The sequence below is a fragment of the Arthrobacter sp. AQ5-05 genome (genome assembly GCF_003287975.1).
Classification (GTDB): domain Bacteria; phylum Actinomycetota; class Actinomycetes; order Actinomycetales; family Micrococcaceae; genus Paeniglutamicibacter.
The window spans coordinates 1-21,395 of the sequence record NZ_QMKQ01000013.1; the positions used below are offsets into that span (position 1 = coordinate 1).

A 21,395-nucleotide genomic window follows, 5' to 3' on the forward strand; every position below is an offset into this window, starting at 1 on the left:
TCTTCTGGGCGTCCATCACGAGGCGGACTGCTCGCTGGCGAAGCTCATCTGGATATTTCTTCGGTGGTGCCATGGTGTTCATCCTTTCAAGGATTCAACACCCTCCATTAAACCCGGGGCGGTTCAGCCTTCACCACCGGGATGTCGGCCCAATCGGTGGTGAACTTGGGCGAGGAGTAGTCCCGCTTCATCGACCATCCCGGTTCCACGGCCAGTCCGCCCGAGCCGAGCCCAATGGACTTGTTCCCGAATTTCGCCTTGACCGCGCCCAGCACGTCCCCGACGTGTGTTTCGGCCATTTCCTCTTCAAAGATCCCGAAGGCTGCCTGCCCGGGCTCCGGCTGCAAGCCGGAAAGCACAACCCCGCCGCGGACGTACGAGGCTCCGGGGTGCATGATTTCGCGCATGGCCCCGACCGCCAGGCGGGTGAGCAGGATCGGGTCCTGGGTGGGCGAGGGCAATTTGAGCGTGATCGAGGGAAAGGAGGCCTCACCGGAGGCAAAACGGCTGGTTCCCGCGGTGATGGTAAGCAGCATGGCCCACAGTCCGTCGGACATCAGCCTGGCGGCCCCGCGCTGCGCATAGATGGACATGACCTCGGCCATGTCCTCGATGGTTGTCACCGGGTTGGAGAAGGACCGCGAGTACATGATCTGTTGCTTGTCTGCGCGTTCCTCGTTGTGGGGAATGCACGGGGTCCCGTTCAGTTCAAGGACCGTGCGCTGGAGCACCACGGAGAACTTCTTGCGGATGTCGGTCACGTCGGCCGCCTTGAGGTCCGCGATGGTGGAGATGCCCATGCCCGATAGCCTTGCTCCGGTGCGGGCCCCGACACCCCACAGGTCGGTGACGGGAACCCTGGACTGGATGTCCCCAACCACTTGCGGGTCCATGGAATCCAAGGAGCACACACCGTCCAGGTGCGCGTTCCGCTTGGCGACGTGGTTGGCGAACTTGGCCAGGGTCTTGGTCGGCGCCACGCCCACACAGACCGGGACCCCGACGCTGCGTCCAACGGCGGAACGGATGCGAGTGGCCAGTTCACCGAGTTGTCCGGGGTTGCCCTGGACGCCGATGAAGGACTCGTCGATGGAGTAGACCTCCTGCCAGGTGCCAAAGCGCGAGAGCACCTCCATGACCCGGGCGCTCATATCCCCATAAAGTTCGTAGTTGCTCGAGCGCACGGCCATGCCGTGGCTTTGGATGAACTGCTTGACCTTGAAGAAGGGTGCGCCGGTGGTGATCCCCAGGTCCTTGGCCTCCTGCGAGCGCGCCACCACGCACCCGTCGTTGTTGGACAGGACGACCACGGGCCTGCCAATGAGCTTCGGGTCGAAGACCCGCTCGCAGGACACGTAGAAGTTGTTCACGTCCACCAGCGCAATCCGCTCCGTCATGGCGTCTCGGAGCGGTTCAACCGCAAACCGAAGGCCGGTGACTCGCGAAGGAACGCCACGGCTCCCTCGGGGAGCCGGGCTTCCCGGATGCCGTTTCGACGGGTGGACAGAAGCGGGCGGCCATCGACCGTTGGCACGAGCGGATCTTTCACGGCCACTGTCTTGCATGCGTCTAGATTCTTAAAGTCATTTACATAGGAGTCGGGTCCCTCCGCTGCGGCTTCCATGCCCATGCCACCGGCCAGGTACCGCCATGGAATCCGCGTCCGCCTACAGGTCCGGCTCTGGGCGAAGAGGGGGAGCCTCACTGTCCACAAGCACGAAAAGCGACCAAAAGATCTCGGGGATCTCCCTTTCACGGGGTAACACCTCAAGGGGAATGCACCGCTACACATGGTGCAGGCACCGGGTGACGACGCCCCAGATGGTGGTTTCCTCGGTGATCGCCTCGGCCCGCTCAACCGGTTGCTCGTCGCTGGACAGGACCATGGTGCCCCGGCGGGACACAAGCCGACGGATGACCAGTTCCCCGTCTTGGACCGCGATGACCACCGAACCGTCCCGCGGGGTCCCTGCGCGGTCCACGATGACCTCGTCGCCGTGGCTGATCCCGGATGATGCCATCGAGTTGCCCGAGACCCGCATGAGGAAAGTCGAGGTCCTGTCCCTGATCAGCAGGCGGTTCAAGTCGATTCCGCCGCCGTAGTAGTCCCGTGCCGGGGAAGGGAAGCCCATGGCTTCGACCGCGCCGACCGGTCCCTGGGATTCCGGCATCGGGGCGGGTGGCTGCGGCAGGTCCATTCCAAACATGAGCCCCCGACTTTCATAGAACATAGATTCGATGCCAAGCCTACCAGCGGAGACCACGGGTGCGGGGCCCGGCTACCGTTTTTCGGAGACGTTCTCTTCCCGCGGCATCTGGTCGGATGCGGGGTCATCCGCTGGTGCAACCGGGGCCATCCCCCCGGTGCGGCGCACGGCGGCGCTGAGCCACCAGGCCAGCAGCAAGGCGCCGACCAAGGCGGTCCAGGCCCATGATGGAACCACCATGTCCAGTTGCCGTCCCAGGTTTTCGATCGCAGCAATCACGTTCGGGGGCAACAGCTCGGGGACGGCCGCCATGCCGTTGGTGAAGATCATGAGCCACCCAACGGCCGCGGTGATCGCTCCCATCAGCAGCGAGGTCGTGTGCAGGCGCAGCCTTCCCACCCTGATCCGGCGGCCCCGCATCCAACGCACCGAGCGGTGGCCGAGCCTGCGGATCGCCATCGCGATGAACATGATCGGCAGGACCATCCCCACTCCGTAGAGCCCCAGCAGCGTCCCGCCGCGGGCCGGGCTCGCGGAGGTCAGCGCCAACGTGAGGATCGCGCCCAGCACCGGGCCGGTGCAGAACCCCGCCACCCCGGATACCGCGCCCAGGGCAAAGGTGCCGGCCAACGAACCGGCCACGGGCCGGGGTTTGCCCGGAAGGAAGCGGGCGAAATCGATGCCGCCGCCCAATGCCGTCAACACACCCAGGGCAACAAGCACCCACCCGGCGCCGGCGAGCAAGAGCCCGCGGTCCAGGACGATGTTTCCACCCAGCCACCCCATTCCCAGTCCAAGCGGGACCAGGGCGAGGAGCAAGCCGGCCAGGAAGACAGAGCCCAGGCTCAACAGCTTGGCACGGGAGGTGGAGATGGTCGCAAAGAGCGCGGGCAGCAGCAATGCGTTGCAGGGGCTGAAAACCCCGAGCATTCCGCCGACAAGTGCGTATCCGAGCCCGATGTCCATCGGTTTCCCCCGTCCGGCCCTAGCGGGCCAGTTCCTCGTCAATGGTTTGGACGAAGGCTTCCAGTGGTTGGGCTCCGATCAACGGGCGGCCATTGACGATAAAGGTCGGGGTTCCGGTGACGCCCAGGGCGCCTGCCTCGTCGTGGTTCTTCTGCACCAGGGCCGCGGTGTCGGCGTGCGCCGCGTCTGCTGTGAACCGCTGGGCATCAACCCCGATGCGCTCGGCCAGTGCCGCGATGCCCTTGGCGGAGTAGTCGGCGTCCTTGGCGGTGGCCCCCTTGGCGAAGATCGCGTCGTGGAATTCCTGGTATTTGCCCTGTTTGCCGGCCGCAACGGCCAGCTCGGCGCTTTGCCGCGAGTTTTCGCCAAAGAACATGATGTCGCGGTACTCGATGCGCAGCTGTCCCCCGGCGACATACCTGTCCAGGATGGTCGGCAACGATTCGGAGGCCCACTTGGCGCAGTAGCCGCATTGGTAGTCGGAATAGGTGACCATGACAACCGGTGCATCGAGTTCGCCGACCGCGGTGGGGTCATTGGCGTCGCGTCGTTCCACGTTGATCCGTTGCCGGGTCTCCGAGGGTGCCGCTTGGCTCGGGCCCGGGCTTTCCTGCGTCGCCGCGGCCGCCGGGGACGGGGCGGATTCACCGGGTGCGGCAATTTGCAGCCCAATCACGATGCCCAATCCAAGGGCCACCGGAATCGGGAGAATCCAGAACCATGGCAGTTTCGCCTTGGTTGGTGTTGCAGGGGATTCCGTCATGTCCGAGACACCGGTTCCTTCCCGGTTGGGCCCTCGTACCCCCGTGACGCTTCGGCGTCCCCATGGGGATGGGAAGGCCAGTTGGTGCGGAGGCTGGGCGGGGGTGTTTTCCTCCCTTGAACGTATCGAAGTGAAGTGCACTTGGCGAATTGGCGTCGGGGCACCACCGCGGAGGTCGGCATATCTGCATGCGGTCCGCCGCGGCGGCTCCCCCTGCATCGAGCGGCTTTGGCCTGCTCCTACGCGTAGGGCCAGGCCACCGTCATTTCCGCCGGCTCGTCGGCCCACGGCGGCACATGCCAGATTTCGTGCGGTGGTCCCACCGCGGTGGCACCAGCTTCCTCGACCCAGCTGCAGGTCTGGTCCTAGGCCGCCAGGATCGCCGGGAAGGCCTCCTCGGCCCCGGAGACCCGGATGCTGGCGTAGCGGCTTCCGGCGAGCCGGTAGCTGCGCACCGGTGCGCCGTTGGTGCCGACGGCACCGGCAGCGAGTCCGTCCACCGGAAGGCAAACTTCCAGCGGCCCGTCGGAGTCCGGGGTGACTTCCTGGTGGAAGATGCCAAACGGGTCGCCGGTGACGACGAGCCCTTCGGCTTCGGCGAAGGGCTGCAGTTGTTCCAGACCCTGTCTCCTCCCGGTGTCAAGGCCGTCGACGAAGGTGCGCAGCATGATCGAGATCAGGTGTCGTTCTGGTTCCAGAACGGTATTGATGTTATCCATGTCCTGTCCCTTGCGGTGTGCCCGCACGGCGGCGAGAAGGGTGGAAGTCGATTCGGTGGTGTTCCGGACCGAGGATTCGTAGGCGGCCAGCTGCTCCAGCGCGCCTTCGGGGTCCGCCGACCCAGGGCCAGGAACTTGGAGATGCCTTCGAGCGGCATGGACGCCGCGCGCAACATCGCGATCAGGCGGCCCCCAGCTGCGTTGAACCGGATCGTGTTAGCGGTATCCGGCGAATCGGTCCACGGATACCGGCACCAAGAGCCCACGATCGCCATGGAGCCGCAGGGCCTTGGGCGAGAGCATGGCCGCCTGGGCAAAGGCGCCGATGCTTAAGAGCTTTTCGTGGTTCATCGCTTCGGTCTTTTCCTTGTCCTGGGTCAAGGTCAGCCACCATGGGCCTTGGTTAATTGTTGGCCCGGGCAGAAGAGATTTCCGCGTGGATGTGGTCCATGTGCAAGGTGGTCGCATTCCATCCGCGCGAGGATTCCAGGTGCTTGCCCCAGCCGCCGGTCGAGTACGGCCCCCACTGGCCGTCCTCGGCGAGCCAGAGCTTGTCCCGCCAGATCAGGTAGCTGATCCCCAGCCGCTCATGGTTTTCCACCAGGTGCTCGGCGATCCGGTCCCCGGCCTCGATGCCGGCGGCCGAGGAATGGTCCTTGATCATGAAGTCCGCGGCCAGCCCCGAGCTGTGCCCGATGGATCCGGCGCGCGAGCCGCCGACGCTGCTGATGCCGGTCCCGAAACGCTCCTGCACGTCCTTGACCATGGCCCGGGCCATGGGCTGCAGCTCCTTCGGCGCCCGGTATTCGACGCTGGTCAGCAGCGTGTTCTTGATCCAGCCGGTGCCCTTCGAGGTCTTGACCTGCGACCATCCGTCGGAGGACTCCAGGTAGGCCATCTTTTCGTTTGCGGGCAGGATCCCCAGGGAGCTGAAGGAGGTCGAGGGACCGGTGCGGACGTTTGCGACGTAGGCGGTCCAGCGATACGAGGTGGAATTGTTGTTCGGTTCACTGGTGGCCAGCGACGAGCTCGGGATCCAGCCCTGGCCGGCCGGAGTTTCGATGTACGACCAGTTTCCTGCGCTCTTGACCAGCCGCACCTTGGTCCCGTCGGTTTGCACGGCCAGGCGGCTTGAGGACAGCGAGGCCTTCGCGTACATCGGTTGCGTGCCGTCCACCCAGCGGTTGGCGCCGGCGATCGGGCCGGGTTCGGGCACCTGGCCGGTGGTCTTCACCAAGTATTGCGAACTGACCCATCCGGTCCGGGAGCCTGCCTTCACCTCCCACCAGGCACCGCTGGCCTGGCCCGTGCGGGCGACCGCGGTGCCCTTCGCCAGCACCACCAGCGACGTGAAGTGTGTGCCGGGGTGTTGGCGCAGGTTCAGGTTCGCACTGGTCCGGTGGGTCGCGGTGGGTGCGGGCGCCGGTGCGGGCATCGTGCCGCCGGACTTCACCAGGTAGTTGGAGCTCACCCACCCGGTCCGCGACCCGGCCTTCACCTCCCACCAGACACCGCTGGCCTTGCCGGTCCGGGCGACAGCCGTGCCCTTCGCCAGCACCACCAGCGATTTGTGGTGGGTGCCGGGATTCTGTCGCAGGTTCAGGTTCGCATTGGTTCGATATCCCGCTGCGGCCTGGGGCGCGGGAGCAGCGACGGTGCTCTTCGCCAGGTAGTGGGAGCTCACCCACCCGGTCCGCGACCCGGCCTTCACCTCCCACCAGGCGCCGCTGGCCTTGCCGGTCCGGGCGACAGCCGTGCCCTTCGCCAGCACCACCAGCGATTTGTGGTGGGTGCCGGGATTCTGTCGCAGGTTCAGGTTCGCGGTCGTTCGAATGATCGTGGTGGTTTGTGCACGCGGCGCTACTGGCTTCTTCGCGACGACCAGATGCGTCTGGGGCGAGGTCACGGGTGCCGGCGCTGCCATCACCGCGGGGGCCAGCGCTCCGACCGCCATCGTCGCACCAAACGTCGCCGCGGCAAGCCGCAGGGAAAGAAGTGGTTGTGTGCCCATGGTGCTGACTCCTTCAAAAGGGAATTGACCGTGAAACTTCAATCCCTGTGGATCGGTACGCGCTTGGGTACACCCTATGTGTCCAGAGTTACTGATGTCACGGGTGGGACACGAGTGATTAGAAATTGGCCGGCCGCCCCAGGGACTCTTTCCCGGGACGACCGACCGCCGAAACATGCCAAGGCACGGTGGCGCTATGCCTGTTGCCGCAACACGTTCTTTTGCACCTTGCCGGTGGAGGTCCGCGGCAGGTCCTGCGGGAAGTGGATGGTCTTGGGAACCTTGAAGCCCGCCAGTTGCGTGCGGGCGTGTGCCTGCAACGCAGCCGCGTCGATTTGTGAGCCGCTGGACCGGATCACGTAGGCCACCGGGGTTTCCCCCCATTTCTCGTCCGGCACGCCGATCACCGCCACGTCAAGGACCTCCGGGTGGCTGGCGAATGCCTGCTCAACCTCGATGGTCGAGATGTTCTCGCCGCCGGAAATGATGATGTCCTTGGCGCGGTCCTTGAGCTGGATGTAGCCGTCGGGGTGCATCACTCCCAGGTCCCCGGTGTGGAACCAGCCTCCGGCGAACGCCGCGGCGGTGGCTTCTTCGTCCCGGTAGTAGCCGATCATCACGTTGTTGCCGCGCAGCACGATCTCGCCCATGGTTTCCCCATCGGCCGGCACGTCGTTCATGTCCAGATCCACGATGCGCGCCGATTCCGCCTGGACCATGCCCACGCCCTGCCGCGAAACCCTTTGGGCCTTGGCCTCGGTATCCAGCCCGTCCCAGTCGTCCTGGTACTCGCAGATCGTGTAGGGCCCGTAGACCTCGGTGAGGCCGTAGACGTGAACGACCTCGATGCCCAGTTTTTGCAGCTTCCGGATGATCGCCGGCGAGGGCGGGGCTCCGGCGGTGGTGATCCTGATGCCGCGCTCCAGCTCGTGGGCACGGGACGAATCGGCGATGATGGAGCAGACGGTCGGGGCACCACACAGGTGCGTGACCCCGAGGTCGTCGATCGCGTCCCACACCGGTTCCTCGCGGACCGCCCGCAGGCACAGGTGCGTGCCGCCGGCCGCGGTGACCGCCCACGGCGTGCACCACCCATTGCAATGGAACATCGGAAGGGTCCACAGGTATCGGGTGTGCGCGTCGAATCCCTGGTGGAAGGCCTCCCCCATCGAGTTCAGGTAGCTGCCGCGGTGCGAATACAGCACGCCCTTGGGCTTGCCGGTGGTTCCCGAGGTGTAGTTCAGCGCGATCGGAGCCCGTTCGTCGGCTATCGCGTACACAAGGTCCGGCCCTGCGCCAACGGCCATGAACTCCGCGTAGGTGCCATCCACGAGGACGTCGGGCCTGCCGCCGGTGAATTCGGCATCTTGGATCTCAATGATCGCTTCCAAGGTCGGCACCTCTGCGCGCAGCGTCTCCACCGCACCGAGGAGCTCCGAGTCGGCAAAGAGCAGCTTCGTTGCCGAGTGCTCCATGATGTAGCCGAGCTCGCGGGCCGAAAGCCGGGTGTTCAATGCCACGAGCACACCCCCGGCCAGCGGGACGGCGTAGTGGGCGATCAGCATTTCGGGGATGTTCGGCGCCAGCACCGCGACGCGGTCCCCGGGCTCAATTCGCGCGGCCAGCGCCTTGGCGAATTGCTGCACCTCCGCCCCGAATTGCGCATAGCTGTAGGACCGTGCCCCGTGCACGATGGCTGCCTTGGACGGGTACACCTCCACGGAGCGCTGCAGGAATCGCAGTGGTGTCAGTTCCGAGTGGTTGGCCAGTGGTTGCACGCCCATGTGCTCCTCGTTTCGGTCGTCAGCGATAATTCCGGCCACAGCCGCCAAGGCGGCATGTGACGCGGGCGACAATTGCCCCGCACCAGACTAAGGCTTGGAATCTAGTTTCACAATCTGGCACCGAGTCCCAGGATACGTGGTGGTTCTTAGGACCCGTCGGCAGATGCCGTTCCGCGCTGGGATTCCTGGAACGACTGGAAATGCAGGTAGCGCAGCCGCGGCACCAGTTCGTCGGCGGGGCCGTCCACCCGGATGCCGGGCACCACCAGGTTGATGGGCAGCGCGGCCACCGCCCCTGGAGCGGCACCCCACTCCCGGCGCCAGGAGTCAAGCATGGCCGCCGAGGCGGCGAAGACGATGCGTCCCAGCCCGGCCCAACCATGGGCGCCGGCGCACATCGGGCAATGTTCCCCCGAGGTGTATACCGTGGCCGCTACCCGGCGCTCCGGCTCCAGGTTGCCCAGTGCCCACTGCGCAATGGCCAGCTCGGGATGCGCCGTGGAATCCCCTTCGGCCACGTGGTTGCGGCCCTCGTAGAGAACAACCCCGTCTGCATCGACGAGTATCGAGCCGAAGGGCTCGTCGCCGGCTTCCAGGCCCTCTTCGGCCAGTTCAACACAGCGGGTCAGGTGGTCAATGTCCAAGCGGGTCAGTTCCATGGCCCCATCATGCGACATGTGTGTCGTTTTGCCCACCGCGGCATGCCATGGACAGGCGGAATGCACCAAAGCCATATTCGGCGTAGGCTCAACGGGAGGGCGAAAGGTGAATAATGAGCCAATCCGAGTACTTTGAAGAACAGCTGAGCAAGGTGGAGGACGATTCCGTCGCCGAGCTCACGGCATTATGTCGCAAGCTGCAGGACCAACAGCCCGGTTCCCGGGTTCCGCTCATCGATCCGGTGCACGACGTGGATGAGGCTCGGGTCATTTCCTTGCAAATCGCGCCGGGTCCCGGAACTTCTTCGGGCTTCCTGTCCTTGCGCAACGACGATCCCACCGCGGCACGGCTTGCTGCAGTCTATGAGGCTGCCGGGCTGGAGCCGCGTTTTGGCATCCCCTGGAATGTCTTTCCGTGGGAACTGCCCGACGGCGGCACCAAGCTGACCCCGGACCAGGTCAAGGCCGGCATCCGCCCGCTGAAGGAGCTCATGCGCATCGCGTACCGCACCTCGGCGATCGTGGCCCACGGAACCGAGGCCAAGCGCCTGGTACAGGCTTGGATCAAGGCCGGCGGGGAACAGGTCATCAACCAGCGCGGCATCAAGATCTACGAGGTGCGTTCCACTGCGGACCGCGCGTTCCTGGGATCTGCCGAAAAGCAGCAGGCCTGGTTCGATGAAATGGTTGCCGCATACACCGACGCCATGGCGCGGGCCGGATTGCGGCCAGCGGGCAAGTGAAGGTCCTTGTTCTCGGTGCCGGGGATCTCGGCACCGAGGCGGGGCTCCGCTTCATTGCGGCCGGCCACCGGGTCACCGCGTGGCGCCGCCGCCCCGAGCTCTTGCCTGCCTCCTTCGGCACCCGCCGGGTCGACCTTGGCGATGCAGGCACCGAGTTGCCGACCATCGATGCCGACACGGACATCGTGGTTTTCACTCCCGCCGCGCCCGAACGCAGCGAAGAGGCCTACCGGCGCACCTATCTTTCGGCCGCGCGTCGCGTGTTCGATGCGCTGGCACGCGACGGCGTTGAACCGAAGCGCTTCCTGCTGATCTCCTCCACCGCGGTCTATGGCGATGCGGAAGGCGGCTGGGTCGATGAGAGCACCCCGGTCTCCCCGCGCACCCCAACGGCCCGGATCCTGGCCGAGACCGAGGCGTTGGTGCGCGAGCGCGCATCCGCGCCGATCGTCCTGCGCCTGGCCGGCATCTACGGGCCCGGCCGCAACCACCTGATCACCCAGGTGCGCACCGGCAACGCCCGCACCCCGGACAAGACCGTGTGGACCAACCGGATACACCGCGACGACGCGGCTGCCGCAATCGTGCAACTGTGCACCATGGACGCCGCGCCCGCGCTGCTCTACCTGGGTGTGGACCATGAGCCGGCGGACCTGGCGGAGGTCCAGGGGTTCCTGGCCGAAAGCCTCGGCGTTCCACGTCCCGGGGCCGGAGCCGCCCCGGTGAACCGCGGCGGCGACAGGCGTCTGTCCAATGCCCGGCTGCTGTCATCCGGCTTCGAATTCACCTTCCCGACCTATCGCGAAGGCTATGCGAGCGTGCTTGCGGGCCAAGGCGTGCGCCACCCCTGAGCCCCGCCGCCCGTCAACACTTCCCTGGGGATGCGACCCCCGCGCGTCGACGCCTGCGAAAGCACTACTTGGACCAGATGTCGTCTCCGCGCAGGCTGGCATCGGCGCCACCGTCGATGTATATCGTCTGGCCGGTGACGTGCGTGTTTTCCTCGCTCGTCAGCCAGGCAAGCAGGCGGGCAACCACAACTGCCTCGGAGTGGTAGTTCAGCGGCATCGGCACGTTGTCGTCGGCCATCTTGCGGCCCTCTTCGGTGGCAAGCAACTCGCGCGTCATGTTGGTGATGACGGTTCCGGGGCCCACTGCATTCAACGGAATGCCCGCCCCGGCCCAAGGTGCGGTGATGCATTCGCGGCGCACCCAGCGGGAGATCGCACGCTTCGAGGAGGCGTAGTTCAAGTAGCCGGGCAGTGGGCCCTGGGCTTCCAGCTCGCCGCCGATGCGCAGCGCCTCGTCCTCGTCGCCGGCCAACATGGCCTCGACCAGCGCCTCGGAGTTCTCCTGCAGGGAAGCCATGGAGGACACCACCGCGACACGCGGTGCGGTCGATGCCGACAGTGCCGGCAGCAGGCCCTCAAGGAATCCCGTCACGCCAAAGAAGTTCACCGAGACCGTGAACGCCCGGGGGGCCGAGACCCCAGCAGCGGCGATGACCGCGTCAATCCTTCCCCCTCCGGCGGCCAGGGTGTCGGCGACGGCGCTGGCGCGGCCCGCGGCGGTGGAGAGATCGGCGTTCACCTCGGCGTTGCGCAGGTCCACGCCAATCACCTTGTGTCCGCGCTCGCGCAGCAATTCTGCGGTTGCGGCACCGATGCCCGATGCGGATCCCGTGACGACATATGTTCTCATGGAGGTTGCCTTTCCCGAGGGGTCCATATGCGGCGGGGCGGATTGCCCGGACTCGCTTCTGCTGGACCTGCCCGTGCAACCCACGATACCGCCGAGGCCCGTGCAGGCTACCCGCTTTCACCGATAGCAGGAACCGCCCCGAACCCAAAAACCGTTGCTACGTACGCTTTTCACTTATGGTTCAGCAAGGATTGGGACCCTTCATCCAGGCATGGCCGGTCACCCAGCGGTTCGGGCTCGTCGCCACCCATGGCGCCACGCACCAAAAGCTGCCTGGACGCGCCCGAACCCCCGGTGTTCGATGCGGAGGCTGGCTCCACATTGATCGCCGGGGGTTCGGAAGGCCTTGTCGAGGGGGGGTTAGAAGCCCTTGCGCAACGGGTCGAAGTGGCGTGCCACGGAAGGCTTTTCCTTGCCGAGGATGCCGGCGGCGATCATCTTTCCGGTCAGCGGGCCAAGGGCCACGCCCCACATGCCGTGTCCGCCGCCAACGTGCACGCGCGGGGAACGGGTGGCACCGACCAACGGCATGCCGTCGGCGGTGCAGGGGCGTCCGCCGACCCATTCTTCCTTGCGGCTTTCCCAGTTGATGCCCTTGTAGACCGGGGCCGCCGCGGCGACGATGGCCTCGATGCGCTTGGGTTCCAACGGGTGGTTGGCGTCGCGGAACTCCATGGTGCCGGCGATGCGGAAGCGGTCCCCGAGCGGGGTGCAGGCCACGCGCTGGGACGGGAAGTAGATCGGGTGGGTCGGCATGACCTCGGGCTGGACGGTGAAGGAGTAGCCGCGACCCGCCTGGACGACGACGTTCACGCCGAACTTCTTGGTCATGTCGTTCAGCCAGGCGCCGGTGGCCATGACCACGTGGTCGGCGGTGATCGAACGGCCCTCGGAGCCGATGACGGTGACCGAGCTGCCGTTGTCACGGATGTCGGTGACGTTGTAGGAACCCACGATGTCGCCGCCGCGGGCGATGACGGACTCGGCGAGGGACTCCATGTACTTCGGCGGGTTCAGGAAGCGCTGGTTCTTGATGGCCACGCCTGCAGCCACGCTGTCGGAGAGGGTCGGCTCGATGGCGCGCAGCTCGTCTCCGGTGAGCAGGTCGAACTCGACGTTGCCGCCGGTCTTGCGGATCATGTCGAACTCGTGGAGCAGTCCGTCGCGGTCCTTGAGCGACTTGAAGCCGGTCAGGAACGGGTTGGCCGGCTTGGTCTTCTCGACGACGCCCGGGCCCGCGTTGGTGCCCTCGGCGATCTCGTCGAAGGCGTCAAGCCCGGTGGTGCCGAGCTCGGAGTAGATGCGCATGGCTTCCTGCCACTTCTTCGGGGTGCTGTGCCAGGTGAACCCGATCAGGAAGCGAAGCAGCTTGGCGTTGGCCTTGAGTGGAATGTACAGCGGGGAGGCCGGGTCCATCATCATCTTCAGTCCGCTGGAGAAGATCGACGGTTCTGCGATCGGCAGGGTCAGCGCCGGGGTAAGCCAGCCGGCATTGCCCCACGAAGCGCCGGAGGCCACGCCGCCGCGGTCAACAACCGTGACCTTGACGCCTTCCTCCTGCAGGTACCAGGCGGTGGACAGGCCGACGAAACCGGCACCGACGATGACAACATGCTCAGGCGTCGTTACGCTGGCCATGGTTCACACTCCATTCAAGATCATTCGAACACTTGAGCTCAACTTTGGCGGGAAATCCGGCGTGAAGCAACGGGACTTCGTTTTTCATCGGTGACGCAGACCACAATCCCGTGTCGCTTGCATTAAATACGGCAAAGATGTTTCTTTTTCATTTTTTCTGCGTCGAGTCGTTCGGAGCACGGGTTTCTGACCCGTCAAGCGGTGCCCGGCGCGCCGTCATCCTCGATCGAATCGATCATTCGCGCCAGCGCCAGGGCACCGACCGGGGCGAAGTCGTGCATATCAACCCCGACGTTGATGCCGCGGCCCGAGACCACGAAGGAATTGTGGACGTGTCCGTGCAACAGCCAGGCGCCCTGATCACACAACCGGAATTGCGCATAGCGGTCACCGCCGGGGGAGTCCCCCGCGTACGGGAAATGACTGAGCAGCACCTTGCGCCCCGACGCATTCTTCACCGTCACGGGCAGCTTGACGCGCGCGAACGCCTCCACGGAGGCGAAGCCCGCATCAATGAAGTGCTGCAGGTGGCGCTGCGCCCCGATGCGTCCGGGCCAGCAGGCGTCGTGGTTTCCTGCCACCAGGTGCTTGGTGCCGTGCAGTTCCGAGACGATCTCGAGCCCGCGAGCCTTGTCACCCAGAGCCCAGTCCCCCAGCACCCAGACGGTGTCCGCGGCACCCACCACCTGGTTCCACCGCCTGATGATCTCGGCATCCATTTCCGCGGCATCGACAAAGGGCCTGTTGCAGGAACCGATGATGCGGGCATGCCCGAAGTGGGTATCAGCGGTAAACCAGGTGCTTCCCATTGTTTCCGCCCCTTTCCCCGCCTCCCCGGTGTGCCGGGCGGGCTTCAGCCCGCGGGCCCATTGGGGCCGTTTTGGCTCCGTGGCGTGGGTGCCCGCCTTTAGACTAGTGACATGTCTTCCGTTGCACCACTGCTCAACTCCACCACACTGATCCGGGAGCTTGTCGGACCCCTCAGCCTGGATCGCGGCGCTGCCTACGCAAGCCAGGGCAGGGTGCTGGACGTCAACTGGGTCGAGCCCATGGGCATCGTGCGCGCTTCCGTGCTGGGTTCCGGCGGCATGGTATATCGCACCGCCGTCCACTCCCAGGTTCGTCACGGGCTGCTCATGCCCCAGCTGGGGATCTGCACCTGCCCGGTGGGCTCGAACTGCAAGCACGCCGCGGCCGCACTTTTCGCCTACATGTGGGACGAGAAAAACTACGAGGATCCCGATCCGCGTGCCCCGTGGGAGCGCACGCTGGACTCGCTCATCGGGGACGGCGTTGCCGCCGGGCAGGAAACCGAGCAGCGTACCCTGGGGCTCCAGTTCGAACTGCGCCCAAAGACCCTGCAGCGCTACCAGGCCTCGGCCATGCAGAAGATCAAGGACGGGACCATCCCGCACACCTCCAAGCTGGAGCTGTTGCTGCGCCCGGTCCAGCTCAACGACAAGGGCCGCTGGGTCTCGGGCAACCTGGCCTGGCAGCATTTCCGCTACACCCGCACCGGCGGCATCCCGACACTTCCATTCGACTACTCCTACGACGCGGAGCAGGTCGAGTGGTTCTGCACGCTGCTTCAGCTGAACTCCTTTGTTGCGTGGAACGGGACCCACCTGTCGGCCAGCGATTTCCTGACCCCGATGGTGTGGAACCACCTTGACCGGGCCGCTGCACTGGGCATCGAGCTGCGCGGCCAGTCGGCAAAATCCTCGGTCCGGGTGCACGATCCGGTCGCGGTCCGCACCGATATCGCCTCCGAGGGCAAGAAGCTGCGGATCCGCCCCTCGGTCGATGTGCTCCCGCCGGACTTTGACAGCGACTTCCTCGGCGCCGTCGCCGACCACGGGGTCTTCTGGTGGGACACCACCGAGGGCATAAAGAACGTGGACCTCCACCTGGCGCCATCGCGCACCAAGCTCCCCGCACTGGTCACCGGTCTGCTGGCCACGGACAAGAAGGTCACCATCCCGGCCAACGGGCGGGAAAACTTTGAGCAGGAGTACCTGCCCAAGCTCGCCAAGGCCTCCGCGCTGTCCTCGATCGACCACTCCGTCGAGGTGCCGACCTCGCTGGAACCAGTCATGCTGCTGCGCGTCGAGCACTTCGCCGGCCAGCAGCACCCGACCCGCAAGCACAAGAAGGACGAAACTTCGGTCCCGGGCATCAACCTGCATTGGGGCTATTCCTACGGCAACCACCAGGTGTCCCTGGAGCTGGTGGCGGGAACCGAACGCAACCCCAAGGCCGAACTGGCCATGCAACGCGAAGTCGCCGCGGCCATTGCCTCGTTCCCGGAGGCCTACGCCGGTGCCTTCGCCAATCCGCAACGCAACATTTCCGCCACCCGGGTCGCACCGCGCCTGCATGGCGTCGCGGCGGCACGGTTCATCACCCAGGCGCTGCCGGCATTGCAGGCATTGGAAAACCTGCGGGTGCACATCGACGGCGAACAGCCGGAGTTCGAGGAACTCACCGCGAACCCGCTGATCACCATCTCGACCGAGAACACCGAAACCAACGACTGGTTCGACCTGGGCGTCGAGGTCGCAATCGACGGCAACAAGGTCCCGTTCACCGAACTCTTCCAGGCGCTGGCGCACGGCGATGCGTACCTGATGCTGCCCGACGGCAAGTACTTTACCCTGGACCGCCCGGAATACGAGCAGCTGCGCCGGCTCATCGAGGAGGCCCGCGCGCTGTCGGATGCCACCAGTGACGGCACCATCCGGATTTCCAAGCACCAGGCCTCGCTCTGGGAAGACCTCAAGGACATCGCCACCAACGTCGAGGCGTCCGCCGCGTGGAAGCACTCCACCGAGGGACTGAGCAACATCCTCGAGGTCGACCACGCCCCGCTGCCGGACGGCATCGACGCCACGCTGCGCCCCTACCAGCTCGAGGGCTTCGAATGGCTCTCCTTCCTCTACGACAACGGGCTGGGCGGGGTGCTCGCCGACGACATGGGACTGGGCAAGACGTTGCAGACCCTGGCACTGATCCAGCACGCCAAGGACAACCACGACGACTCGACCGGAAAGATGCCCCCGTTCCTGGTGGTGGCCCCGACCTCCGTGGTCTCCAACTGGACGGCCGAGGCGGCACGCTTCGCCCCGAACCTGCGCAGCGTCTACATGACCGAGACCGTGCGCCGCGGCGGGGTCCCCGCCCACGAGATCGCCGCGGACGTCGACATCATGATCACCTCCTATGGCCTGTTCCGCATCGACCAGGACGAATATGCGGCCACCAGGTTCTCCGGGCTGATCCTGGACGAGGCCCAATTCGTGAAGAACCCCGCCACACAGGCCTCCAAGCAGGCCCGCGACTTCCCGACGCCCTTCAAGCTCGCGATCACCGGCACCCCCATGGAAAACAACCTCTCCGAGCTCTGGTCGATGTTCGCCATTGCCGCCCCGGGGCTCTTCCCCGCGCTCAAGCGCTTCGACGAGACCTACCGCAAGCCCATCGAAAAGGACGGCGACAACGAGGCGCTGAAGCGCCTGCGCCGCCGGATCCGCCCACTGATGCTGCGCCGCACCAAGGAACTGGTAGCCACGGACCTGCCCGAGAAGCAGGAGCAGATCCTGGAGCTCGACCTGGCACCCAAGCACCGGGTCATCTACCAGCGGCACCTGCAGCGCGAACGCCAGAAGGTGCTGGGCATGCTCGAGGACATGGACAAGAACCGCTTCGCGGTGTTCTCCTCGCTGACCAAGCTGCGCCAGCTGGCCCTGGATGCCTCGCTCATCGACGAGGAGTACTCCTCCGTTCCCAGCAGCAAGCTCGACGCCCTGCTCGAGCAACTCGAGGACCTCACCGCCGAGGGCCACAACGCCCTGGTCTTCAGCCAATTCACCTCGTTCCTGTCCAAGGCCAGCGACCGGCTCACCGAGGCCGGGATCGAGCACGCCTACCTGGACGGCTCGACCACCAAGCGTGCCAGGGTCATCGAGTCCTTCACCTCCGGCAAGGTCAAGGTGTTCCTGATTTCACTGAAGGCCGGCGGGTTTGGCCTGAACCTCACCCAGGCCGACTACTGCTTCCTCATGGATCCGTGGTGGAACCCGGCCTCGGAGAACCAGGCCGTTGACCGCGCCCACCGCATCGGGCAGAAGCGCAACGTCATGGTCTACCGGATGGTTTCCAAGAACACCATCGAGGAAAAGGTCATGGCGCTGAAGGACAAGAAGGCCAAGCTGTTCACCGCGGTGCTCGATGACGATGCGGCCTTTGCCTCGGCGATCAGCGCCGACGACGTTCGCTCACTCTTCGCGGATTAGCCCGGCGCCGGAAGGCACCAGCAAAGCAGCATCAGGATTATCCAAGCACCCAAGGGGGACGACACGAACATGTCGAAATCGAAATCTGCCGGCAAACCACGCAACGGGCACCCGGGACGCAACCCAAGCGCCGGTGCCTCCAAGTTCGAGGACAAGGTCCGCACCGCCATGCGGCCCTACGCCGCGCAATTGCGTGCCTTCTTCAACCAACGCCACGCCCCGGCCGATTCGGAGGCCGGCATCGAGGGCCTGGTGACCCTGCTGACGGTCCACGCCCGGCTGCGAGGGAAGGTGGCGGTGTCCGAGCTTGACCATGATGCCCTGGCCATCCAGTTCACGGACCTGCGCGAGCTTGGCGACGAGGTCGCCGTTGCGTGCGCCGCCATGCTGCGCGAGTTCATGCTCTTTTTGGCTGAAACCGGCCGTTGGAGCGGAGAGGTGGAGGAATTCAAGGCCGTCTTCGACCTGGTGTCGGCCCAGGGCGGGCAATCGCCCGTGGTTGTCCCCGAGCTTGACGAGGCCAGCGCGGACGAACGCTGGGCCAAGCTGGCGATGGTGGACACCGCCAGGGCACTGCTGGCCTGGGTGGGCGAGGGCCGAGAGGTGGCAGAGGACGGATTGTTGCTGCCCACCGATCTGGTTTCGGCCGCCGCTGCCGTGGGGCTCGAGGTTCGCCTGGACCAGGATTCCGAGGTTGCGCAGCCGGGCTGGGTGCCAGAGGCCGGATCCTCCGTTGCCGCGTTGGGACAGCTTCCGAAACTGGGCACCTATTGGGATGCGCTGTTGCGTGCCGGGGTATTGAGCTTCCAAGAGGGAAGGGTGCTGCCCAATCCGGTGGTGGCCGAGGCGTTGAACGCCGATTCGGGATTCGGCGCCCGCGGCGCAAAGGACTTGGTGGCCGAAGGAATCTACGCCCACCTGCTACTCAATGCCGTGGGTCCGGATGCGGACCACACCGTCACCCAAATGACCGCCGCGTTGCTGGCCAAGGCAGGATCGGCGAATCCGCCGCGCACCGAGGCAGCCTTCTCGGTTCCCGCACCCGGGGAACTGGAACCGGAACAGGCCCACCTGCAGCCGCTCTTCGCAAAGACCGTACCGGCCGCCGAGGCCCTGCTGCGTGCCGCCGAGGCCGAGGGGCTCGTGCGCATTGGCAAGCACATCCGCGTGCCACGCGTGCTGCGCGCCCCGCTGGAACGTGCATTGACGCGGGTGGCCGAAGAGGTCCTGGCCTAGAATGCTTAACGCCGTGGGGCGGTGAAGATGTCTGGCATCTTCACCGCCCCACGGTGTGCTTGCTTCGGGCAGGCGGGACGCTAGATGCTGGTGGTCGCCATGTCGATGTCCAGTCGCGGCAGGCGATCGAACCACGGGTTCTCGCCGGGGGCGCCGACGTTGACGATCAAGAAGGCGTGGTTGGCCGAGTCCGCGTTGATGACCGAATCCACTCCGGCAGCGTCGAAGCCGCCCATGGGTCCGGCGTGCAGCCCGGCCGCGCGGACGGCCATGATGAAGTAGCCGGCCTGCATCCAGGCGTTGTTCTTGGCGATCTCGGTACGAGAGGCGGCGTCCTGGTCGAACATGGCCTTGCGCTCGGGGGCGTGGGGAAAGAACACCGGGAACTGCTCGTGCCAGTTGGCGTCATAGCTAAGCACTGCAAGCGCCGGGGCGGCCAAGGACTTGGCACGGTTCCCTTCCATCATCTTGGCGACGACCGCCTCGCGGGCCTCGGCGCTCTTGACCCAGGTGATGCGCAGTGGCTGGTTGTTCATCATCGTCGGACCCATTTTGGTGAGCTCGTAGATGGCATCGAGGGTTTCGCCGACCACGGGTTCCTCGGAGAAGGTGTTTGCGGTGCGGGCCTCAAGGAAAAGCTTGTCTGCGGTGTCGGCATCGATCGACAGCTGGTCGTACACGGTTGCGGCGGTTTCAACGCTCATCTGGGGGTGTTCTCCTTGCGGTTCTTCGGTGGTTTCCTACCAAGCAGAACCGCCACGGCCACGGGAAGCATTCCCTCAGGGCCTGTGAAGCGCATCACCCGCCGGGGAAAATCACCGGAAAATCGGGGCATCCATGGGCTTAAACATCAGCACGCCCGACGACGCCGATGGTGGCTTCTCTTGGGGTAGAAGCGACCGAGGAACCTTCAATGCCAAATGCTCCTTGGGGGAAAGCATTTGACGTGATTCCTGTGCTGCGAACCAACTTGGGGGCTCGGTTCGCGGGGCTGGCGTCGTCTGGCGTGCTGGAAATGAGTTCTGGAAACGCCACTCGCAAAACGTTCCTAGTTCCCATCAATCGGCTATTTCTCCGATGTAGTACCTACTCTATCCGCGCGATCGGGTGCTGCACATTAGACCTTTGACCATACTTACTGAGGTAACCTCATGATTGATCCGAAGCCTTGAAGTTGTCCTCGCGAGCTTTGATGCCCTGGTCAATGGTGGTTGCCGGGAGTTCGGCACGCACCACCCAGTCGCCGCGGACCCGCTTGGCCGAGAGGGTACCACCGAAGGCCGCCATCCGGTCGGACATGCCAACAATGCCCGAGCTGTGCCCGCCACTGTCGAAACCTTGGTCCATGACGTGGCGGGGTAACGAGTTGGCAATCTCCAGCCACACCCGGTCTCCCACCACGAGTGCCTCAATGCGGCAAACCGCATGCCGTTCAGCATGCTTGACGATGTTCGTCGTGGATTCCTGCAGAACCCTGTACAGGGCTGCCTGTGCGGATTGTGGCAAGCCGGCAAGCCGCGGATCGGCCATGGTCTTCGTTGGATGGCCGAGGTCAATCAGTCGTTCGGCAAACACCTCGACACCGATGAGGATCTCGAGGCTGCTGGCAGCATTTCCCGCCGAGTCAACGAGCGATCCGTCCACGCGGGTTGCGGGCCCGTCCGAGCGCAACACGTTGAGCATGACGCGGAGGTCCTGCAGTGCTTCTTTCGAGGTGTTCCCAATGACCTTGAGTGCTGCCTGGGCAACGGCGGGATCGCCCGAAAAACCTGCGGCCTTGGCCTGCATGGAAATCACGGTGATGTCATGGGCGACGATGTCGTGCAGGTCCCTGGCAATGGCCTTGCGCTCGGCCTCCACGGCCTCTTGCTGCTTGCGGCGCAGATCCTCGATGCGTCGCCTGTCGGCCTCACGCTGCTCCTGATACTTTCGCGCAAAAAGTGCCACAAAATAAGCTACCCCCAGCAACGGCACGAGGAGGATCAAAAAGCCTACGTCGTAAGTCCGTACGACAACGATCAGCGTTGCCCACACAACCGTGACACAAAGATAGCGGAAGGAAAACTTGCGAGTTTGGGTCAGGGTGACCAGGCCAAGAAGCAAAGGAACAACAAGTAAGGCAAAGAGGTATTTTCCCACGATCAGGCTCAAGATCATGGCAAGAACGGAAACTATGACTGCTGCCCGTCCACGAACCCACAGCAGCCCAAGGGCAAGAGCGAAGGCAACGCTAACGATGCTCTCCATGGCGCGAACCCGGAACTGCGCAGGATCGGCCTCCCTGAGCAGGCTCACGATGTCTGTAACCAGCAGCAGTGCGACAATTCCGCTGGCAATGAGAAGGATCGTCCGCCCCAAGGGGGCGGACGACGGCTCAATAGCGGTGGGTGAAGAATGAGGTTGTTTCACGATCCCATTCTCACCGAAAGCAGGGCTCATGTCAGCGAGCCCTGCTTTCTATTGCGCTTAGCGGCACAGAGCGCCGAGATTACGACAAACCCAGTCATTGAATGCATCTGATGCACCGGCAGGCGATGCCACCGGGAACGAGATGCTCTGGGAAATGGGGCCTGAGACAACGGCAGCCTGAGCGGGAACGGCAGCCGGCAGCAACAGGGCAACGGACATGGTTACAGCAGCGAGAATACGAGTTTTACGAGTCATGTTGCTCATTCT

19 protein-coding genes are annotated in these 21,395 nt (G+C 64.9%); 4 read left to right on the top strand and 15 right to left on the bottom strand.

Annotation, left to right across the window (positions count from 1 at the left end; all coding sequences use genetic code 11):
- Nucleotides 1-107 precede the first annotated feature (107 nt).
- The 9 genes from DQ353_RS12260 to DQ353_RS12295 all read right to left on the bottom strand — a co-directional run bounded on the left by DQ353_RS12260 (nucleotide 108) and on the right by DQ353_RS12295 (nucleotide 9,109).
- Nucleotides 108-1,397, bottom strand: coding sequence for a Y-family DNA polymerase (locus DQ353_RS12260; RefSeq protein WP_113763039.1), 1,290 nt, complete (start codon nucleotides 1,395-1,397; stop codon nucleotides 108-110).
- Between the two features lie 387 nt (nucleotides 1,398-1,784).
- On the bottom strand, nucleotides 1,785-2,171 hold the full coding sequence (locus DQ353_RS12265; RefSeq protein WP_502696399.1) for a LexA family protein: 387 nt from the start codon (nucleotides 2,169-2,171) through the stop codon (nucleotides 1,785-1,787).
- A 108-nt stretch (nucleotides 2,172-2,279) separates the two neighbouring features.
- Complete coding sequence (locus DQ353_RS12270; protein WP_113763041.1) at nucleotides 2,280-3,173, bottom strand: cytochrome c biogenesis CcdA family protein; 894 nt, start codon at nucleotides 3,171-3,173, stop codon at nucleotides 2,280-2,282.
- Between the two features lie 19 nt (nucleotides 3,174-3,192).
- Nucleotides 3,193-3,849: a DsbA family protein gene (locus tag DQ353_RS12275; RefSeq protein ID WP_220094010.1), complete on the bottom strand. Its 657-nt coding sequence runs from the start codon at nucleotides 3,847-3,849 to the stop codon at nucleotides 3,193-3,195.
- Between the two features lie 452 nt (nucleotides 3,850-4,301).
- The gene (locus tag DQ353_RS12280) at nucleotides 4,302-4,655 is read right to left on the bottom strand and encodes a GyrI-like domain-containing protein (protein ID WP_113763043.1); all 354 of its coding nucleotides are present in this window, start codon (nucleotides 4,653-4,655) and stop codon (nucleotides 4,302-4,304) included.
- Nucleotides 4,656-4,871: 216 nt separating this feature from the next.
- Nucleotides 4,872-5,036, bottom strand: a complete 165-nt coding sequence (locus DQ353_RS21690) for a MerR family transcriptional regulator (RefSeq protein ID WP_181578365.1) — start codon at nucleotides 5,034-5,036, stop codon at nucleotides 4,872-4,874.
- A 22-nt stretch (nucleotides 5,037-5,058) separates the two neighbouring features.
- Entirely contained in the window at nucleotides 5,059-6,666 is a 1,608-nt protein-coding gene (locus DQ353_RS12285) for an SH3 domain-containing protein (RefSeq protein WP_181578366.1), read from the bottom strand.
- A gap of 194 nt (nucleotides 6,667-6,860) precedes the next feature.
- Nucleotides 6,861-8,450: an AMP-binding protein gene (locus DQ353_RS12290; RefSeq protein WP_113763045.1), complete on the bottom strand. Its 1,590-nt coding sequence runs from the start codon at nucleotides 8,448-8,450 to the stop codon at nucleotides 6,861-6,863.
- A gap of 146 nt (nucleotides 8,451-8,596) precedes the next feature.
- Nucleotides 8,597-9,109: a nucleoside deaminase gene (locus tag DQ353_RS12295; protein WP_113763117.1), complete on the bottom strand. Its 513-nt coding sequence runs from the start codon at nucleotides 9,107-9,109 to the stop codon at nucleotides 8,597-8,599.
- A gap of 113 nt (nucleotides 9,110-9,222) precedes the next feature.
- On the opposite strand from DQ353_RS12295, the gene DQ353_RS12300 reads away from it, so the two are divergent.
- Together DQ353_RS12300 and DQ353_RS12305 are read left to right on the top strand one after the other, a co-directional pair.
- Nucleotides 9,223-9,852, top strand: a complete 630-nt coding sequence (locus DQ353_RS12300) for a uracil-DNA glycosylase family protein (RefSeq protein WP_113763046.1) — start codon at nucleotides 9,223-9,225, stop codon at nucleotides 9,850-9,852.
- The gene (locus DQ353_RS12305; RefSeq protein ID WP_113763047.1) at nucleotides 9,849-10,703 is read left to right on the top strand and encodes an SDR family oxidoreductase; all 855 of its coding nucleotides are present in this window, start codon (nucleotides 9,849-9,851) and stop codon (nucleotides 10,701-10,703) included. Before DQ353_RS12300 ends, DQ353_RS12305 begins: the two co-directional genes overlap by 4 nt.
- Before the next feature lie 64 nt (nucleotides 10,704-10,767).
- On the opposite strand, the gene DQ353_RS12310 is transcribed toward DQ353_RS12305, so the two are convergent.
- The 3 genes from DQ353_RS12310 to DQ353_RS12320 form a co-directional block, all read right to left on the bottom strand.
- On the bottom strand, nucleotides 10,768-11,553 hold the full coding sequence (locus DQ353_RS12310) for an SDR family oxidoreductase (protein WP_113763118.1): 786 nt from the start codon (nucleotides 11,551-11,553) through the stop codon (nucleotides 10,768-10,770).
- A 360-nt stretch (nucleotides 11,554-11,913) separates the two neighbouring features.
- A complete protein-coding gene (locus tag DQ353_RS12315; protein ID WP_113763048.1) occupies nucleotides 11,914-13,191 on the bottom strand; it encodes an NAD(P)/FAD-dependent oxidoreductase in 1,278 nt (425 codons plus the stop codon).
- A 194-nt stretch (nucleotides 13,192-13,385) separates the two neighbouring features.
- Nucleotides 13,386-14,000 carry a metallophosphoesterase family protein gene (locus DQ353_RS12320; protein WP_181578367.1) on the bottom strand — a complete coding sequence of 205 codons (615 nt, stop codon included), beginning with the start codon at nucleotides 13,998-14,000 and terminating at the stop codon, nucleotides 13,386-13,388.
- A gap of 111 nt (nucleotides 14,001-14,111) precedes the next feature.
- On the opposite strand from DQ353_RS12320, the gene DQ353_RS12325 reads away from it, so the two are divergent.
- Nucleotides 14,112-17,483, top strand: coding sequence for a DEAD/DEAH box helicase (locus DQ353_RS12325; protein ID WP_113763049.1), 3,372 nt, complete (start codon nucleotides 14,112-14,114; stop codon nucleotides 17,481-17,483).
- A gap of 69 nt (nucleotides 17,484-17,552) precedes the next feature.
- Nucleotides 17,553-18,719: a hypothetical protein gene (locus tag DQ353_RS12330; RefSeq protein WP_113763050.1), complete on the top strand. Its 1,167-nt coding sequence runs from the start codon at nucleotides 17,553-17,555 to the stop codon at nucleotides 18,717-18,719.
- A gap of 80 nt (nucleotides 18,720-18,799) precedes the next feature.
- Here the strand turns inward: DQ353_RS12330 and DQ353_RS12335 are convergent, their stop codons facing one another.
- The 3 genes from DQ353_RS12335 to DQ353_RS21310 all read right to left on the bottom strand — a co-directional run bounded on the left by DQ353_RS12335 (nucleotide 18,800) and on the right by DQ353_RS21310 (nucleotide 21,392).
- Nucleotides 18,800-19,423, bottom strand: a complete 624-nt coding sequence (locus DQ353_RS12335) for a malonic semialdehyde reductase (protein ID WP_113763051.1) — start codon at nucleotides 19,421-19,423, stop codon at nucleotides 18,800-18,802.
- 445 nt (nucleotides 19,424-19,868) lie between these two features.
- A complete protein-coding gene (locus DQ353_RS12340; RefSeq protein WP_113763052.1) occupies nucleotides 19,869-21,158 on the bottom strand; it encodes a sensor histidine kinase in 1,290 nt (429 codons plus the stop codon).
- A 27-nt stretch (nucleotides 21,159-21,185) separates the two neighbouring features.
- The gene (locus DQ353_RS21310; protein ID WP_146755242.1) at nucleotides 21,186-21,392 is read right to left on the bottom strand and encodes a hypothetical protein; all 207 of its coding nucleotides are present in this window, start codon (nucleotides 21,390-21,392) and stop codon (nucleotides 21,186-21,188) included.
- Between the last annotated feature and the right edge of the window lie 3 nt (nucleotides 21,393-21,395).

Excerpts from the sequence above, each read along its gene's own strand:
- DQ353_RS12260 (WP_113763039.1), bottom strand. The coding sequence starts at position 1,397 with ATGACGGAGCGGATTGCGCTGGTGGACGTGAACAACTTCTACGTGTCC.
- DQ353_RS12265 (WP_502696399.1), bottom strand. The coding sequence starts at position 2,171 with ATGCCGGAATCCCAGGGACCGGTCGGCGCGGTCGAAGCCATGGGCTTC.
- DQ353_RS12270 (WP_113763041.1), bottom strand. The coding sequence starts at position 3,173 with ATGGACATCGGGCTCGGATACGCACTTGTCGGCGGAATGCTCGGGGTT.
- DQ353_RS12280 (WP_113763043.1), bottom strand. The coding sequence starts at position 4,655 with ATGGATAACATCAATACCGTTCTGGAACCAGAACGACACCTGATCTCG.
- DQ353_RS12285 (WP_181578366.1), bottom strand. The coding sequence starts at position 6,666 with ATGGGCACACAACCACTTCTTTCCCTGCGGCTTGCCGCGGCGACGTTT.
- DQ353_RS12290 (WP_113763045.1), bottom strand. The coding sequence starts at position 8,450 with ATGGGCGTGCAACCACTGGCCAACCACTCGGAACTGACACCACTGCGA.
- DQ353_RS12295 (WP_113763117.1), bottom strand. The coding sequence starts at position 9,109 with ATGGAACTGACCCGCTTGGACATTGACCACCTGACCCGCTGTGTTGAA.
- DQ353_RS12300 (WP_113763046.1), top strand. The coding sequence starts at position 9,223 with ATGAGCCAATCCGAGTACTTTGAAGAACAGCTGAGCAAGGTGGAGGAC.
- DQ353_RS12310 (WP_113763118.1), bottom strand. The coding sequence starts at position 11,553 with ATGAGAACATATGTCGTCACGGGATCCGCATCGGGCATCGGTGCCGCA.
- DQ353_RS12315 (WP_113763048.1), bottom strand. The coding sequence starts at position 13,191 with ATGGCCAGCGTAACGACGCCTGAGCATGTTGTCATCGTCGGTGCCGGT.
- DQ353_RS12320 (WP_181578367.1), bottom strand. The coding sequence starts at position 14,000 with ATGGGAAGCACCTGGTTTACCGCTGATACCCACTTCGGGCATGCCCGC.
- DQ353_RS12325 (WP_113763049.1), top strand. The coding sequence starts at position 14,112 with ATGTCTTCCGTTGCACCACTGCTCAACTCCACCACACTGATCCGGGAG.
- DQ353_RS12330 (WP_113763050.1), top strand. The coding sequence starts at position 17,553 with ATGTCGAAATCGAAATCTGCCGGCAAACCACGCAACGGGCACCCGGGA.
- DQ353_RS12335 (WP_113763051.1), bottom strand. The coding sequence starts at position 19,423 with ATGAGCGTTGAAACCGCCGCAACCGTGTACGACCAGCTGTCGATCGAT.
- DQ353_RS12340 (WP_113763052.1), bottom strand. The coding sequence starts at position 21,158 with ATGAGCCCTGCTTTCGGTGAGAATGGGATCGTGAAACAACCTCATTCT.
- DQ353_RS21310 (WP_146755242.1), bottom strand. The coding sequence starts at position 21,392 with ATGAGCAACATGACTCGTAAAACTCGTATTCTCGCTGCTGTAACCATG.